The organism is Blautia sp. St.27G3, assembly GCF_059728505.1.
This window is the reverse complement of record NZ_BAAGFO010000001.1, coordinates 711168-726323: the sequence shown is the minus strand read 5'-3', so window position 1 is coordinate 726323 and position 15156 is coordinate 711168. Positions and strand designations below refer to the sequence as shown.

General features: G+C 45.4%; 18 protein-coding genes and 1 pseudogene. 16 read left to right on the top strand and 3 right to left on the bottom strand.

Going from position 1 to position 15156, the window contains the following annotated elements; all coding sequences use genetic code 11:
- Window positions 1-180: 180 nt before the first annotated feature.
- The 8 genes and pseudogenes from AC6I2O_RS03370 to rpsR all read left to right on the top strand — a co-directional run.
- Window positions 181-750 (top strand): annotated as a pseudogene (locus AC6I2O_RS03370) (sugar ABC transporter substrate-binding protein); the annotation flags it as partial.
- Window positions 735-1124, top strand: coding sequence for a hypothetical protein (locus AC6I2O_RS03365; RefSeq protein WP_120392705.1), 390 nt, complete (start codon window positions 735-737; stop codon window positions 1122-1124). The pseudogene AC6I2O_RS03370 and the gene AC6I2O_RS03365, both read left to right, overlap by 16 nt.
- A 96-nt stretch (window positions 1125-1220) precedes the next feature.
- The gene (locus AC6I2O_RS03360) at window positions 1221-1475 is read left to right on the top strand and encodes a hypothetical protein (RefSeq protein ID WP_120392706.1); all 255 of its coding nucleotides are present in this window, start codon (window positions 1221-1223) and stop codon (window positions 1473-1475) included.
- 114 nt (window positions 1476-1589) lie between these two features.
- The gene (locus AC6I2O_RS03355; RefSeq protein WP_120392707.1) at window positions 1590-2315 is read left to right on the top strand and encodes an NAD-dependent protein deacylase; all 726 of its coding nucleotides are present in this window, start codon (window positions 1590-1592) and stop codon (window positions 2313-2315) included.
- A gap of 104 nt (window positions 2316-2419) precedes the next feature.
- Window positions 2420-2605, top strand: a complete 186-nt coding sequence (locus tag AC6I2O_RS03350; RefSeq protein WP_120392708.1) for a DUF951 domain-containing protein — start codon at window positions 2420-2422, stop codon at window positions 2603-2605.
- A 134-nt stretch (window positions 2606-2739) separates the two neighbouring features.
- The gene (gene rpsF / locus AC6I2O_RS03345; protein ID WP_120392709.1) at window positions 2740-3027 is read left to right on the top strand and encodes a 30S ribosomal protein S6; all 288 of its coding nucleotides are present in this window, start codon (window positions 2740-2742) and stop codon (window positions 3025-3027) included.
- A 19-nt stretch (window positions 3028-3046) separates the two neighbouring features.
- The gene (locus tag AC6I2O_RS03340; protein WP_120392710.1) at window positions 3047-3511 is read left to right on the top strand and encodes a single-stranded DNA-binding protein; all 465 of its coding nucleotides are present in this window, start codon (window positions 3047-3049) and stop codon (window positions 3509-3511) included.
- A gap of 38 nt (window positions 3512-3549) precedes the next feature.
- Window positions 3550-3813: a 30S ribosomal protein S18 gene (rpsR, locus tag AC6I2O_RS03335; protein ID WP_120392711.1), complete on the top strand. Its 264-nt coding sequence runs from the start codon at window positions 3550-3552 to the stop codon at window positions 3811-3813.
- Window positions 3814-3985: 172 nt separating this feature from the next.
- Here the strand turns inward: rpsR and AC6I2O_RS03330 are convergent, their stop codons facing one another.
- The gene (locus tag AC6I2O_RS03330; RefSeq protein ID WP_497741793.1) at window positions 3986-4723 is read right to left on the bottom strand and encodes a heavy metal-binding domain-containing protein; all 738 of its coding nucleotides are present in this window, start codon (window positions 4721-4723) and stop codon (window positions 3986-3988) included.
- 235 nt (window positions 4724-4958) lie between these two features.
- Between AC6I2O_RS03330 and AC6I2O_RS03325 the strand changes: the two genes are divergently transcribed.
- The 7 genes from AC6I2O_RS03325 to AC6I2O_RS03295 all read left to right on the top strand — a co-directional run bounded on the left by AC6I2O_RS03325 (window position 4959) and on the right by AC6I2O_RS03295 (window position 11843).
- Window positions 4959-5651: a GTP pyrophosphokinase gene (locus AC6I2O_RS03325; RefSeq protein ID WP_497741792.1), complete on the top strand. Its 693-nt coding sequence runs from the start codon at window positions 4959-4961 to the stop codon at window positions 5649-5651.
- A gap of 120 nt (window positions 5652-5771) precedes the next feature.
- Window positions 5772-7838: a DHH family phosphoesterase gene (locus tag AC6I2O_RS03320; protein WP_497741791.1), complete on the top strand. Its 2067-nt coding sequence runs from the start codon at window positions 5772-5774 to the stop codon at window positions 7836-7838.
- A 2-nt stretch (window positions 7839-7840) separates the two neighbouring features.
- Window positions 7841-8287, top strand: coding sequence for a 50S ribosomal protein L9 (gene rplI / locus AC6I2O_RS03315; RefSeq protein ID WP_497741790.1), 447 nt, complete (start codon window positions 7841-7843; stop codon window positions 8285-8287).
- Between the two features lie 53 nt (window positions 8288-8340).
- Window positions 8341-9669 (top strand): replicative DNA helicase, encoded by a 1329-nt coding sequence (dnaB, locus tag AC6I2O_RS03310; protein WP_120392714.1) that lies wholly within the window; start codon window positions 8341-8343, stop codon window positions 9667-9669.
- 202 nt (window positions 9670-9871) lie between these two features.
- Window positions 9872-10645 carry a helix-turn-helix domain-containing protein gene (locus AC6I2O_RS03305; protein ID WP_120392715.1) on the top strand — a complete coding sequence of 258 codons (774 nt, stop codon included), beginning with the start codon at window positions 9872-9874 and terminating at the stop codon, window positions 10643-10645.
- 221 nt (window positions 10646-10866) lie between these two features.
- Window positions 10867-11148, top strand: a complete 282-nt coding sequence (locus AC6I2O_RS03300) for a DUF2325 domain-containing protein (protein WP_120392716.1) — start codon at window positions 10867-10869, stop codon at window positions 11146-11148.
- Window positions 11149-11228: 80 nt separating this feature from the next.
- Window positions 11229-11843, top strand: a complete 615-nt coding sequence (locus tag AC6I2O_RS03295; RefSeq protein ID WP_120392717.1) for a DUF3793 family protein — start codon at window positions 11229-11231, stop codon at window positions 11841-11843.
- Between the two features lie 84 nt (window positions 11844-11927).
- On the opposite strand, the gene AC6I2O_RS03290 is transcribed toward AC6I2O_RS03295, so the two are convergent.
- A complete protein-coding gene (locus AC6I2O_RS03290; protein WP_120392718.1) occupies window positions 11928-12128 on the bottom strand; it encodes a cold-shock protein in 201 nt (66 codons plus the stop codon).
- A 261-nt stretch (window positions 12129-12389) separates the two neighbouring features.
- Complete coding sequence (locus AC6I2O_RS03285) at window positions 12390-13628, bottom strand: trigger factor (RefSeq protein ID WP_497741789.1); 1239 nt, start codon at window positions 13626-13628, stop codon at window positions 12390-12392.
- Between the two features lie 167 nt (window positions 13629-13795).
- On the opposite strand from AC6I2O_RS03285, the gene AC6I2O_RS03280 reads away from it, so the two are divergent.
- Entirely contained in the window at window positions 13796-15145 is a 1350-nt protein-coding gene (locus AC6I2O_RS03280; protein ID WP_120392771.1) for a CCA tRNA nucleotidyltransferase, read from the top strand.
- Window positions 15146-15156: the final 11 nt, after the last annotated feature.

Below are 15156 nucleotides of genomic sequence, written 5' to 3'. Positions count from 1 at the left end.
CGGAATAGCATAGCTGAATGTTGGTCTGGTCTATGAGAAGGAAAGTGATAACCGGATAGCTGAAAAAGTTAAGTTTACATTTGTGGCTCCGACGGCAAATTATGGCTACTGGGAGCAGGCGGCTCTGGCAGTTTCCGAGGCGTGTAAGGAGCGCGGCATTGATATAAATTTTCAGCCGGGCAGACTGCTGCCCGATTACTCGCGGATCTGACCGGGGAAAAGGGAAGGATAGCTGCTGTTGCGTCTGAAATTGAAAAGTCGAATCAGGCGGAGCGGCTGCGTGGCCTGAAAGAAGGACTGGAACAATATCCTGATATGGAGATTACTGCTGTGCTGGAACGAGGTGAAAGTATTATTGCGCTGAAGGATCAGATTACACAGCTTTTGGACCAGAATCCCGAGATTGACGGATTGTTTTGCATCGAAGGGTATTCTTCACGGGCGATTTCGCTGATTATGGAAGAACATCCGGAAAGTTATACACAGATGCACAAGGTGGTTTTTGATTTGAATGACGATACAAGCCAGGCGCTGCAAAACGGCTATGTAGATGTTGTTCTGGAACAGCGTCCGCAGACGATGGGAACGGAGGCTGTGCGGGTTTTATATGAACATTGTAATCAGGTGGCGGAGGGAGGCAGTATGGAGCGTGAAAAGGATGTGCTTCTGAAGCCGGAGATTATAACAGCCTGGAATGAAAGCGTGACAGAGCCGTATATCAGTGGGGAATTATCATGGCATGTATACTGAAGAAAAAATATAAAGATACGATTCACTCTATCCTGCGGCGTGATCTGATTTCTATTTTTACAGGGGCGCTTACCATGCTCATCGACCGTTTATCAAAGGCAAAAGTGAATCGGGCTTTTTCATGGGACATTTTAGATATGGCGGCGCTTGTGGAAGGGTATCAGCAGCAGATTATCCGGATAAGGGAAATGCTTGACCAGGAGTTTTCAGGAACCGGCGTAAAGATACAGGAACAGTATGTTTTGCTTTCATGCCTGGCAAGACAGTGCGGTGCATATCGGCCAGATCTGATGTTTTCGGCCGAACATGGGTTTTGGCCATATATCAGGTGGAAGAATGCAGCAGACCAGAGGAAATCGCAGCAGAATGTATAAAGGCGATTAAAAGGTGTTGCAGTATTGCCGAACCGGCCGATACGAGGGCTCAGTACGTGCGGGAAGCGATCCGGATTATGAAAGAGCAGTTCACTGATGACCTGGCGCTGGAGGATCAATGCGGCAATTGATCTGATCCGGCAGAACCGTGAACTGAGTATCCGGGATATCGGAAAAATGGCCGGGTACAGTTCAGAGACATATTTTTATAAGGTATTAAAAAAATACAGGTATGGCAGTTGGCAGGATGCGTGCGCTGCTGACCGGAGCAGAAAAGTGACAAGGGTGAGTCGTGGAGAAGCAAGGCAGAATTTTTCTAGTTGTTGGACATGCAGATTCATGGTAAAGTGATTACAGGAATTGGAAATTAAGAGTAAGTTAGTTGAGAATGTTGAGAATATGGAGACAGTGGCAGAGATTGGAGTCTACCGGGATACGGATTTCAGATAAAGGAGATTTGGCAGAATGGAAGAGAAGATAAATAAATTACAGGAGATCATCAGCGGCAGTGATAACATTGTATTTTTTGGCGGCGCAGGTGTGTCTACGGAAAGCGGGATTCCGGATTTTCGAAGCGTGGATGGTCTGTATCATCAGGAGTATGATTTTCCACCAGAAACGATTCTGAGCCATACCTTTTTTGTGCGGAATACAAAGGAGTTCTACCGGTTTTACCGGAATAAAATGCTCTGCCTCGATGTACAGCCAAATGCAGCGCATAAAAAGCTGGCTGAGCTGGAGGAAAAAGGAAAGCTAAGGGCGGTTGTGACGCAGAACATTGACGGGCTGCATCAGGCAGCAGGGAGCAGGCGGGTGCTGGAGCTGCATGGCAGCGTGCACCGCAACTACTGTCAGCGTTGCAAAAAGGCTTACGACGCCAGATATATGCTGGAGTTTCAGGGTGAAGTACCGCTTTGTACCTGTGGAGGTGTCATAAAACCGGATGTGGTGCTCTATGAAGAGGGGCTGGATCAGCAGACGATACAGGATTCAATTTACTATATTTCCCATGCGGATGTAATGATCATTGCAGGTACCTCTCTGGCTGTTTATCCGGCAGCGGGGCTGGTTGATTCTTTCAGGGGCAGGCATCTTGTGGTAATCAACAAATCTCCGACCCCCAGAGATCAGGAAGCCAAACTGCTGATTTCTGACAGGATCGGCAAGGTGCTTGCGCAGATTGAGGTGTGAGAGAAGAACAGAGGGAAAAGACCTCTAAATGCTGAATAAAAGAAGTTATTCTGAATCGTTATGACCATTATGGAAATGGAAAAGCAGAAAGCAGGTGAGCGATCTTGGATTATGAAGTGGGACAGATTGTAAAATTGAAGAAAAAACATCCCTGCGGCAGTCAGGAATGGGAAATCTTGCGCGTGGGAGCAGATTTTCGATTGAAGTGTCTGGGATGCGGCCACCAGATTATGGTTGCCCGCAAACTGGTAGAGAAAAATACGAAGGGACTGCGGGCAAAAGAAGGCTGAAGGACGCCGTGGGGCTTGGGCAAAAACTGCTTGCTTTTGCAGACAAACTATGGTAAAATCAGTGCTTGTGATATATTATTTCCTTGCTCCTTTCATCGAAAAGGGGCCAGAGACCATAAGGAGGTGCGAGAAGCATGAACAAGTATGAATTAGCAGTGGTTGTCAGCGCAAAAATTGAAGACGAAGACAGAGCCGCTACAATCGAAAAGGTAAAAGAGATCATTACACGTTTTGGCGGTACTGTAACCGAGGTAGACGAGTGGGGCAAAAGAAAGCTCGCTTACGAAATCCAGAAAATGCGTGAAGGATTTTATTATTTCGTTCGTTTCGAGTCTGATGCTACATGTCCGGCAGAAGTTGAAAGACGGATCCGTATCATGGAAAACGTAATCAGATATTTATGCGTGAGACAGGATGCATAAATAGAAAAGAGGAGATAGAATGAATAAAGTCATCTTAATGGGACGTTTGACGAGAGACCCTGAAGTACGTTATTCCGCAGGGGATAACTCAACCGCAGTTGCCAGATATACGCTGGCGGTTGACCGCAGATTCCGCCGTGATGGAAACGACGGACAGAGTGCAGATTTTATTGGCTGCGTGGCGTTCGGCAGAAGTGCGGAGTTTGCAGAAAAGTATCTGCGTCAGGGAACAAAAGTTGTAGTGACCGGCCGCATTCAGACCGGCAGCTATACAAACCGGGATGGCCAGAAAGTATATACGACCGATGTGGTTGTGGAGGATCAGGAGTTTGCTGAGAGCAAGGCGGCGTCCGCAGACAGCGGTATGATGCGTCAGCCTTCACCAATGGCGGCGGCGCCGATGCCGTCACCGAGTCAGGCATCAGCAGGAGACGGCTTCATGAATATTCCGGACGGAATCGACGAAGAGCTCCCGTTTAACTAAAGCGCCTGGAATTTTTGCGTAAAAGGAGGAATAACCAAATGGCATTCAATAAAGACAGAGGCGATGCTTCTATGAAAAGAAGAGGCGGTATGCGCAGAAGAAAGAAAGTCTGCGTTTTCTGTGGCAAGGAAAACAATGAGATTGATTACAAGGATGTAAACAAGCTGAAAAGATATGTATCTGAGAGAGGAAAAATCCTTCCGAGAAGAATCACAGGAAACTGTGCAAAGCATCAGAGAGCGCTGACCGTAGCCATCAAGAGAGCACGTCACGTATCCCTTATGCCATACGTTCAGGACTAATTCGATAAAAAGAACCGTGATAAAAAACAGAAACGCCGCAGGATGTGTAAACATGTTGCGGCGTTTTTTTGTATAAATGGGCCAAACTTCGTTTCGTATCTGAAAAAAGCCTCAGGCTGAATGCGCTTTTGCGCATTCTTTTTTGTGGGCTTATTATATAGGCACTATGTATTCAGGCATCATGTGTCAGGAAGAAATCCTGAATCTTGTTTACTGCGGACTTTTGCATATTTCCGTATATACGTTCCAGGGATACGAGATTTACAATTTCCTCTATTAAAAGAGGACTTACAGTGTTGGGGTGTTCTTCGTTGTATTCGTTTAAAAATTCTAATATCTCTTTGGCCGTATTGTATGCTAAAACGGCTTTCATAAATGCCTCGAAATTGAAAACCCACATGTCACTGTCTTTGGGAGCAGAAGCAGCCGTTTCCAAATCAAAAGAAACAGGGCAATAAATATCAAGAGAAATGGAAGCAAAATTTTGAGACAGATCAATCAATACGTATGCAGGAATAAAAGGCATTCCTGGATTGGTTGCCCGTATTGGGAAAGTTTTTGGTTTGGTCAAAGGAGCGTTCACATTTTTCGTTATCTTAACAGCTGTACCGTTGGCAATAACTCCCATGATGTCTGCGGAAAAAGTCGTGTAGTCGATATCAAGGCCAATAATGGCGTTGCCGCCGGCGTTTTCTACTCGAGTCATTAATTGTTCCATTGCATATGTTTTGGCTGTTTTTAATTTGTCAGAATACATTGTACTGTTGGAGCCAAGAAAATCTGCGAGACTGGCACCTAAAGTACTCAGAAAACCTGTTCCCAGCGCACATTCTCCGGAGTATACTCCGAGATATTCTGAGATAGAATACTCTTCGAAATTATAGCCGGATGTCAGTAAGATATTGTTCACAATTTTTACCTCAATTCTTTTGCTTTTATATTTCTGCAAAATTATTGTAAGATATTTTTTGAATATATCAATCAAAACATAAAGCTGGTGTCATGAATTTTTTAATACAATTTTAATTATACATACTGCTATGCTTCTGGTACAATGTGTTCAGGGATTGTGCGGAAAATTGTGGAAGGGTCCGGGCGTTTTGGGCAGCATAATTTCTGAAGCATGAGATAAAGGTGGGAAATAAGTGGAAGATACAAAGAAAGAATTAAGTGATTTGAGTTATAAATTTGTCAGTATTTTGGAGAACGGGCGTCAGTACATGAAGATCATGAATAAATACCGCTGTGCCATTATGGAGGTTGAGACAAAACTGAATGTACTCAATGCGGAGTTTTCCTTGCAATACGATCGTAATCCGTTTGAATCAATTGAGAGCCGTCTGAAAAGTCCGGCCAGCATTATTGAAAAGCTGGAGCGGAAGGTACCGGATTTGACGGAGGACAAGATCGGAGAGAGTATCGAGAAGTATCTTTATGATGTGGCGGGGATTCGTGTGGTCTGCGCATTTCCGGAGGATATTTACCGGTTGGCGGAGCTGCTTGTGAATCAGGATGATATCCGGTTGATTCGAACAAAGGATTATATAAAAAATCCGAAGCCGAACGGATATCGCAGTCTGCACCTGATTCTGGAGATACCGGTTTTTCTGGAGGAAGGCAAGGTTGCTGTTAAGGTAGAGGTGCAGTTTCGGACGATTGCGATGGATTTCTGGGCGAGCGTGGATCATAAGCTGCGTTATAAAAAGGATTTGCCGAATGAGGCGGAGATTGTGGAAAAGCTGCAAAGATGTGCAGATGCCATCACAGCACTGGACTGTGAGATGCAGGAAATCAGAAATATGATTGAGCAGGAAGGGGAAGCCTCTGTGTTTTCGTAAAAGAACTTTATTAAGACTATGTTTTATGCTATAATACAATGTCAGGTTTGTTTTTGTTTTCCTGCTGCAATACAACCGTAAAGCGGATTTGTGTTGCTTCATGAAAGATTGGAGACTGTTATGGACAAAAATAGAATGGACAACAAAGCACAGCTGAGATACAGTGGCAAGGTTATGCGGCACTGGTATTGGTGCGTTCTGGTAGTTCTTCTGCAGCTGGTGCTTACCGCGGCTGTTTTGTATGTAAATACGCTGGCGGGATGTATTGTGGGAGGATTTACAGTTGTTCTGATTTTGTCGCTGGTTTTGCTGGATGTGCATTACCGGTCACGGGTTCTGATTGAACTGATGGATTTTGCGCATAAGTTCAGCGGAATTGAAAAAGAAATGCTGAAGAATTTTCTGGTTCCGTATGCGATTGTTCAGCCAGATGGAAAGCTGGTCTGGATGAATGATATGATGGCAGAGCTTACTGGAAAGGATGCAGATTATCATAAAAATATATCTACGTTGTTTCCGGCTATGAATGCAGCGCATTTTCCGCTGGATGAAGAGGCGAGAAGCCTTGAGATTGAGTATAATGAACGCAGGTACCGGGTGGACATGAAAAGGGTATGGCTCAGTTCTATGCTTGAAGATCTGGAAGGGGTGGAGCAGACTGGCGGCGAGAGCTGTATCGTTGCGCTGTATTTTTTTGATATTACAGAGCTTTTGGCATTCAAACAGGAGAATTATGAACAGAAGCCCGCGGTCGGCCTTTTGTATATGGACAACTACGATGAAGTGATGGAGAGCGTGGAAGATATCCGGCGCTCTATGCTGGAGGCACTGGTAGACAGGAAAATTACGAAGTATGTCTCTTCTGTCGGTGGTCTGATCAGTAAACTGGAAAAGGGCAGGTACCTTTTGGTTGTGAACCGCAAAGGACTTGAGACGATGGTGGAGGACCGTTTTTCTGTATTGGAAGATGTCAAGACAGTCAATATCGGTAATTCCATCAATATGACTGTGAGTATCGGAATTGGTATCAGCAACGAAGATTACGTACAGAATTTTGAAGCCGGCCGGGGGGCTATGGAAATGGCTCTTGCGCGAGGCGGAGATCAGGCGGTAGTGAAGGAGCAGGACAAGTTGTCGTTCTTTGGTGGAAAGACGCAGAGAGCGGAGCGCAACACGAGAGTCCGTGCACGTGTGAAAGCGCAGGCTTTGCGCGAGCTGATCAATTCACGTGACCGTGTGATTGTTATGGGGCACAAAATGACGGATATTGATTCCCTGGGCGCGTGTGTGGGAATTTGCCGCGCAGCCAAGCAGGTGAATAAGCCGGCCTATATTGTGCTTGGCGATGTCAACAGTGGCATCCGGCCTTGGATCAGCGTGCTTGAGGCAAACGAGAATGGCGGAGAAAGGCTGTTTCTCGACCATGAGCAGGCGATTGAAATGATAAATTACAATACCACATTGGTTGTAGTTGATACGAACCGTCCGAGCATGACGGAATGCGAAGAGCTTCTGTATCTGACGCGTACGATTGTCGTGCTGGATCATCATCGTCAGGGAGCGGAAAAGATTCAGAATGCTTCGCTTTCATATATTGAGCCGTCTGCCTCTTCAGCCTGTGAGATGGTGGCAGAAATATTGCAGTATTATGATGACGGCATCCGGCTAAAGCAAAGTGAAGCGGATTGTATGTATGCAGGAATCGTTGTGGATACGCAGAATTTTGTGGCCAAGACAGGAATGAGGACTTTTGAAGCAGCGGCATTTTTGCGCAGAAATGGTGCAGATATGACGAGGGTGCGCAAGTCCTTCAGGGACGATATGAGCACGTACAAGGCAAGAGCGGAGGCAGTGCGTCACGCCGAAGCATTTATGGGGTGCTATGCAATCAGTATCTGTCCCAGCGATGGTCTGGAAAATCCGACAGTGACAGGCGCACAGGCAGCGAATGAGCTGCTGAACATTGTCGGCGTCAAGGCATCCTTTGTTTTGACAGAGTATATGAACAAGGTTTATATCAGTGCGCGTGCCATGGATGAGGTGAACGTACAGATTATTATGGAACGGATGGGCGGAGGCGGTCATATGGATATTGCCGGAGCACAGCTGGAAGGTATAGACGCGGAGGAAGCGCGCGTCCGTCTGAAGGAAGTATTGACACAGATGACGAAGGAAGGAGCTATTTAGTTATGAAAGTTATTTTATTACAGGATGTAAAGGCGCTTGGAAAAAAAGGAGAGATTGTTGAAGTGAGTGAGGGCTATGCCCGCAATATGCTGCTGAAAAAAGGAATTGGCAAGGAAGCGACGGGACAGAATATGAATGATCTGAAACTTCAGAAGGCCAATGCAGAGAAAGTTGCGCGCGAAACGCTCGAGGCTGCTCAGGCACTTGGAAAAGAGATGGAGGGTAAATCCATTCAGATAGCAGTCAAGACAGGCGAAGGCGGCCGGGTGTTTGGTTCTGTGTCCTCAAAAGAGATCGCGGAGGAGATCAAAAAACAGCTTGGTTATGACGTGGATAAAAAGAAAGTTCTGTTGGATACGCCGATCAAACAGCTTGGCGTGATAAACGTGGGTGTGAAGCTGCATGCGAAGGTGACTGCAGAGGTGAAAGTACACGTGAAAGAGCTGTAATCTTCGCGATCAGAAGGCGGTTGCCAGGTACCTGTAACGAAAGGGGAAATACGGTGGAAGAAGGGTTACTCAAGCGGGTGATGCCGCACAGTGTTGAGGCGGAGCAGTGGGTGATTGGTGCCATGATTATGGACCGGGATGCCGTTACAGTGGCTTCGGAAATACTGAATGCAGATGATTTTTATCAGAAACAGTATGGCATTCTTTTTGAAGCGATGACAGAGCTTTACAGTGAAGGGAAGCCAATTGATCTGATTACATTACAGAACCGTTTAAAAGAAAAGGATGTGCCGGCGGAGATCAGCAGCCTGGAATTTGTCAGGGATATTGTGATAGCGGTGCAGACTTCTGCAAATGTAAAGCATCACGCGGAAATTGTTGCGGAAAAGGCTTTGCTGCGCAGGCTCATTAAGGTGAATGAGGATATCGCGGCATCGTGCTATGCAGGCAAGGACCGCGTGGAAGATATCATGGAGGATACAGAGAAGAAAATTTTCCAGGTATTACAGCGCCGTTCCAACGATGAGTTTGTTCCGATCAAGGAAGTTGTTCTGAATGCACTCGATAAAATCGAGCTGGCGAGCCGTTCGAAAGGAAGTGTGACCGGGATTGCGACCGGTTTTATAGATCTGGATTACAAGACTTCCGGTTTTCAGCCCTCGGATTTGATTTTGATCGCTGCGCGTCCTTCTATGGGAAAGACGGCGTTCGTTTTGAATATTGCAGAATATATGGCGTTTCGGAACAATGAGACTGTGGCGATTTTTAGTCTCGAGATGTCTAAGGAGCAGCTTGTAAACCGTCTGTTTGCGATGGAATCGCGAGTGGATTCTCAGCTTTTGCGTACCGGAAATTTAAGCGACGGCGATTGGGCGAACCTGATTGAGGCGGCTGGCGTAATTGGGCGTTCAAATATGATTATTGATGATACCCCGGGTATTTCTGTCTCGGAGCTTCGGAGCAAATGCCGGAAATTTAAGCTGGAACACAACCTGGGGATTATTATGATTGACTACTTGCAGCTTATGCAGGGCAGTAAGCGATCTGAGTCGAGACAGCAGGAAATTTCAGATATTTCCCGTTCTCTGAAAGAAATTGCGAGGGAGCTTCAGGTGCCGGTGGTGGCGCTTTCTCAGCTTTCGCGTGCGGTGGAGCAGAGACCGGATCATCGACCGATGCTTTCGGATTTGCGTGAATCAGGGGCGATTGAGCAGGACGCGGATGTGGTGATGTTTTTATATCGTGATGATTATTATAACCATGATTCAGAAAAAAAGGATGTGGCAGAAGTCATTATTGCCAAGCAGAGAAATGGCGCCATTGGTACGATCGAGCTGGCGTGGCTGCCGCGTTTCACAAAATTTGCAAATATGAAAAAATAAATAAAAAACAGGTTCTATTTTAAGAGAATTCTTCATATATTTGTAGAAGAGCACATATGCGGAAGCGTTGCTGCGATACGCGCAAGGAGATTCCGGGGTTACCAGGAAAAGTTCGCGGCAGGCGCAGCGTGTTTGAAAATAATAGTTCAGACGCGCTCTAAGCGGCGGAAAAGGCTTAGATACAGATAAGGGAGAAATTATTATGGATGAAAAATTGTATTCCGTTTCAGAAGCAGTGCGGCTCATAGGTGTGGAGTCGCACGTTTTGCGTTATTGGGAGGAGGAGCTGAACATTCCAATTCAGCGGACAAGCCTTGGACATCGCACTTACAGTGAAAAAAATATTGAGACATTTCGACAGGTGAAGGACTGGAAACAAAAAGGCATTCAGCTAAAAGCGATTCGGCTGTTGCTGGAAGAAACGCCGGAAATGGAAAGTGCGCTTCATACGGTTGCGTACCGGGAAGCAGAACACGGCGCAAATCCGGAACCTGCACAGATGAGAAATGTGGCAGAGAATCGTAGATTTGAGAAAAAAGAAGCAGACGTTGTTGAGACAGAGCGCATTGAGATAAAAAATACGCGATCGGCTATAGAGCGGGAAAAATACAGTGCTTCTACTCCGACAGGACATCATAAAAACGAGGAGAAGAATGCGACAGATCATACAGAAGGGAAAAACTGGGAAAACGCAAGCGACGAAGAACGAAGAGAACTGATATATGAAATTATTTCGACCGAAGAACCACAGGATGATATGGAAAAGGCGATTCAGCTTCTGAAACAGATGATGGAAGAAGTTGTCGGGGAACAAAATAAAAAGCTGGAAGAGCAGCTCATAGAACAGTTGCGGGATGAGATGGAGCTTTTGTATTTACAGTATCTTCAGGCTATGCAGGAAGCGGCAGCTTCGAGGGAAAAAGAAGAAGGGAAAATAAAGAAAATATTCCGCAGATTTTTTCCGGGTACAAAGTAGGAAATTTTTGCAGCTAAGTTTGATCTCGCTGATTTGACAGATCTTCAAATGGCAGTATAGTGCTTGACAGTATTGGTTTCTCATGTTATATTTAGTTAGTGTAAGCTAACTGAAATTTCTGTTCCTTACATATGGATGGAGGAAAACAAAACTGCGGCAGAATACTGTCATTTTTTTTACATTAAAGTTAGTTAAAACTAACTAATAGCGAGGAGGATTTTATGAGCGTTGTCATTGTCGGAGGAAATGAAGGAATGGTATGTCAGTATGAAGGAATTTGCAAAAATTACGGATGCAGGGTAAAGATTTTTGTAAAGGAAAGCGGAGCGATCCGCAAAAAACTGGGTAGTCCGGATTTTTTTATACTTTTTGTAAATACCGTATCTCATAAAATGGTTCGGAGTATGTTACAGGAGGCAAAACGTAATAAAGTTCCGGTGTTGCGATGTCATGGCAGCAGTGTGGCAGCGTTGCAGGAACTGCTCAGCGAACATTGCGCATAGCAGTTCCTTCCAGCATAAAAGAAAGATGTATGCGGACAATAAGAATAGAATCAGGAATGAACGCACGGAGGTGAACGTGTATGAGATCGGAGGAAATCGGTTATCTGCTCGGACAGCAGTGCGCACCGATATTGGCGGGGATTAAACCGTCAAATCTTCTGATTGTGGAGCCGGGAAATCAGAAGGAATTAAGCTGTATACTGCGTGGCACGGGAATCCGGAGCTGTTGCCTGTATGCTTCAGGAAAAAAGGATTACCTGCTCTTGTTTGAGGAGGAAAAGCTTCAGAAGCTTCTCAGAGAAAAGGAAGTCAATGAATATTTAAGAAAATGCGGATATGTTTCCAACAATGTAAAAGAAGTTTTACGGCGCCTGGCCTGGCGTTTTGCAGAATATAAGAAGAATAAACAAGAATTTCCTCATGAAATGGGGATTCTGTTTGGATATCCGCTCAAAGATGTGCAGGGATTTATTGAAAATCAAGGAAAAAATTTTAAATTGTCCGGATACTGGAAGGTGTACGATGATGTGGATTATGCCGGGAAGGTGTTTTATCTCTATGAATGTGTGAAACATATAGTGCTGAAACTTTGCCGCGAAGGGGTGTGCATTTCGGATATCTGCCGTGTCTGCCGCGATTGGAAAACAGGAGAAAAAGTGCAGAGAGTTTTGGAAAGAACGAGGAGTCGTGTGTGATCTTACAGACATTACAAAGAAGAACTAAACTTTATATAAAAAGCGGAGCACCTCTGGGATGCTCCGCTTCAGACATTCATATTCTTAAAGCTTCACTACATTAGCTGCCTGCATTCCGCGAGCGCCTTCTGTCAAATCATAAGAAACAGCCTGTCCTTCTTCGAGTGTCTTGAATCCGTCACCCTGAATTGCAGAAAAGTGAACAAATACGTCTGAACCATTTTCTCCGGTAATGAAACCATACCCCTTTTCTGCATTAAACCATTTTACCGTACCCTTATTCATGTTCGGTACCTCCTAATTGAATTCCACATGTACCCTTAAAAAGTTCCACTAACTATCGTAGACTACGAAGGTATATTTCATAATCTAGGACAGTTAGTGAAATATTTTAACCAGGCAATCTGTTGCATTCTTATTATAGCACAATGAGAAATAGTGTCAAGTAAAATGGAAGAAAATTCAGTTAATTTACGCAGTTCTTATCAATGATTTTTGCTCAGCACCAGTCATAGTAATGCTTAGGCTGATGCTGCTGTTTCAAGTTCAGTCTGCGTTCGAGGCGTCAAATTCATCAGTGTTGTCTGTGGTTTCTGTTTCAGTTTCCTCAAAGGTTTCATCTGCATCAATCTCTTCTTCTTCGTACGGTACCGGAGTAATTTTAGCAGAATCATATAACAGAGCTGCAACTGCATTTTCATACAGAGACCATACAAGGGAGGAGCGTGTATTTTCTTCCTCAAACTGTACAGCACTTTCGTAGCCGAAAGCTTCCGCGTTTTCCATTACAAAGGAATTGTACTCTTCCTGTGTAATTTCAAGGTTTTGGTCGGCGCAAACTGAGCTGACAATCAGGCGGCGGTTAACCATGGAGAGTACTTCTGTTTCCACATCGTCCGGGGAAAGATCAAATGCTTCGTAGATCTCCTGCTCGTCCGTAGTTCCGAGAAAGCCGCCATAAAGAGAGAGAACTTCTTCTTTGCAGGCGTCATAGAGTTCATCCGGATAACCGGAGAATGTGGAGGCATCAATTGCTGCCTGGAACAGAGCCTCAACGGTATCACTGTAGCCATTTTCTTCGTATTCTTCTGTGAGCAGTTCACGTATTGCTTCTTCGTATTCTTTTGTAGTTGAATAATCCGTGAATTCTTTTACATAAGCATCGTTGTATTCGGGCGTCTGCATTTCACAGACACTGGTGATTTTTACTTCGAAGTCCACCGCTTTGTTGGCCCATTCGTCCATGATAGCATCATTGTCAAAAGAGCAGGTGAATGTGAGGAGGTCGTTTGCTTTGGCGCCGGTGATCTGTTTGTCAAAATCTTCGCTGTATTCCGCATAACCAAGCGTGATATAGGTGCTCTCGGTAGCGGTGGTGTCTGGTTCACCGTGAACAGTGGAGGTGACATCGGCATAAACCACGTCCCCCTCGGCTGCGGCACGGTCCACCTCAACTTCTTCGCCGACTTCGGTAAGATCACTCTCAATTCTTTCCTGAATCATATCGTCGGTAACTTCAAAAACATACTGTGTCACTTCCAGATTTTCAAGGTTGCCCAGGGTCACGTATTCGGAAGAATTTTTAACAAGATAATCAGATGGTATAATGGATGCAAGGGCTTCAGCAGTAGCGGGTGTCTCGGTCATATCCTCAGTTGCGGCATTCTCGCCGGAAACAGAGGATTCAGTAGAAACAGGTTCCTTTGGCTGTTCTTTTTGGTCGCAGCCTGAGAGTGTTACGGCGGCTATAATTCCTGAAAGAAAAAGTAAATATTTTCTAGACATTTTGGGATTCCTTTCTGATATTTTGAAATATATTTTTAATAGAAATATAACATTTTTGGCGGGGAATTGTAAATAGTTTTTCTGGAAAACACAGTTTTTTCACTTTTTGCTTTTCAGAGAAAGTCTGCTGTGCTATGATGAAGAAAAAACTGAAGGGAAAGGGCAAAATGGCATATATTGAGATTCCCGAAAAGGCAGAGCAGATTTTGCAGACGCTGCATCAGAACGGATTTGAAGCCTACGTGGTAGGGGGCTGTGTCCGTGATTCGATTCTCGGACGCAATCCTGAGGACTGGGATGTGACAACTTCGGCTTCTCCCGTTCAGGTAAAGGCTCTGTTTGCACGGACGATTGATACAGGGATTGCACATGGAACGGTTACAGTGCTTTTGGGGAAAGAGGCTTTCGAGGTGACCACGTATCGTATTGACGGGGCGTACGAGGACTGTCGTCATCCCAAGGAGGTCATTTTTACGCCGAATCTGGAGGAAGATTTGAAGCGGCGCGATTTTACCATCAACGCTATGGCATATTCTCATGAGACAGGTCTGGTGGACAAATTTGGGGGCATGGAAGATCTGAAAAACAGAAAAATCCGCTGTGTGGGAAACGCACGGGAGCGTTTTTCCGAGGATGCTTTACGCATGATGCGCGCGGTTCGTTTTGCGGCGCAGCTTGGATTTTCACTGGAGGATGACGTGCGGGAGGCAATTCGTGAGATGGCGGATGCACTTGATCAGATCAGTGCGGAGCGGATTCAGGTGGAACTGGTAAAGCTGCTGACATCACCGAACCCTCATTGGTTCCGGCTGGCGTATGAATGCGGAATCACCTCTGTGATGATGCCGGAATTTGACCGGATTATGGTACAGCGACAGAATAATTCGCATCATATTTATACGACGGGGGTACACACACTTGTGGCGCTGGAAAATATCCCGGCGGATAAGGTGCTGCGCCTTACGATGCTGTTTCATGATATGGGCAAGCCGGAGGTTTGTGTGACAGATGAAAATGACAAGGATCATTTCAAGGGACATGCTGTCTGTAGCGAAAAGATTGCAGAACGAATCATGAGAAACCTCAAATTTGATAATGATACGATGCGTAAGGTGTGCAATCTGGTGCGCAACCATTCGTGGTACCCGCAGCTGACCGGCAAGGATGTGCGGTTGTGTGCCTACCGGATAGGACCGGAGTTGTTTGATTTGTTTCTGCTTGTGAAGCGGGCGGATATTATGGCACATCATCCGGATGTTGTAGAACAAAAGCTGATTTATCTGAAAGAGGTGGAACATATCTGGACCGATATCCGCCTGCACGGAGACTGCCTTTCTTTAAGGGAGATGGAGCTTGGTGGGAAAGATCTGCTTGCAGACGGCATGAAGCCAGGGCCGGAGGTTGGGAAGCTTCTCAATCTGTTGCTGCTGGAAGTGCTGGAGTATCCAGAGCGCAATAAACGCGAATATCTTCTGGAAAGAAGCAGGGAATTGCGGATTGCCAGAAATATGAAATAGGAAAATACGAT

Coding starts and splice junctions, on each gene's coding strand:
- AC6I2O_RS03365 (WP_120392705.1), top strand. CDS start 735: ATGGCATGTATACTGAAGAAAAAATATAAAGATACGATTCACTCTATC.
- AC6I2O_RS03360 (WP_120392706.1), top strand. CDS start 1,221: ATGACCTGGCGCTGGAGGATCAATGCGGCAATTGATCTGATCCGGCAG.
- AC6I2O_RS03355 (WP_120392707.1), top strand. CDS start 1,590: ATGGAAGAGAAGATAAATAAATTACAGGAGATCATCAGCGGCAGTGAT.
- rpsF (WP_120392709.1), top strand. CDS start 2,740: ATGAACAAGTATGAATTAGCAGTGGTTGTCAGCGCAAAAATTGAAGAC.
- AC6I2O_RS03340 (WP_120392710.1), top strand. CDS start 3,047: ATGAATAAAGTCATCTTAATGGGACGTTTGACGAGAGACCCTGAAGTA.
- rpsR (WP_120392711.1), top strand. CDS start 3,550: ATGGCATTCAATAAAGACAGAGGCGATGCTTCTATGAAAAGAAGAGGC.
- AC6I2O_RS03320 (WP_497741791.1), top strand. CDS start 5,772: ATGGACAAAAATAGAATGGACAACAAAGCACAGCTGAGATACAGTGGC.
- rplI (WP_497741790.1), top strand. CDS start 7,841: ATGAAAGTTATTTTATTACAGGATGTAAAGGCGCTTGGAAAAAAAGGA.
- AC6I2O_RS03305 (WP_120392715.1), top strand. CDS start 9,872: ATGGATGAAAAATTGTATTCCGTTTCAGAAGCAGTGCGGCTCATAGGT.
- AC6I2O_RS03300 (WP_120392716.1), top strand. CDS start 10,867: ATGAGCGTTGTCATTGTCGGAGGAAATGAAGGAATGGTATGTCAGTAT.
- AC6I2O_RS03295 (WP_120392717.1), top strand. CDS start 11,229: ATGAGATCGGAGGAAATCGGTTATCTGCTCGGACAGCAGTGCGCACCG.
- AC6I2O_RS03290 (WP_120392718.1), bottom strand. CDS start 12,128: ATGAATAAGGGTACGGTAAAATGGTTTAATGCAGAAAAGGGGTATGGT.
- AC6I2O_RS03285 (WP_497741789.1), bottom strand. CDS start 13,628: ATGTCTAGAAAATATTTACTTTTTCTTTCAGGAATTATAGCCGCCGTA.
- AC6I2O_RS03280 (WP_120392771.1), top strand. CDS start 13,796: ATGGCATATATTGAGATTCCCGAAAAGGCAGAGCAGATTTTGCAGACG.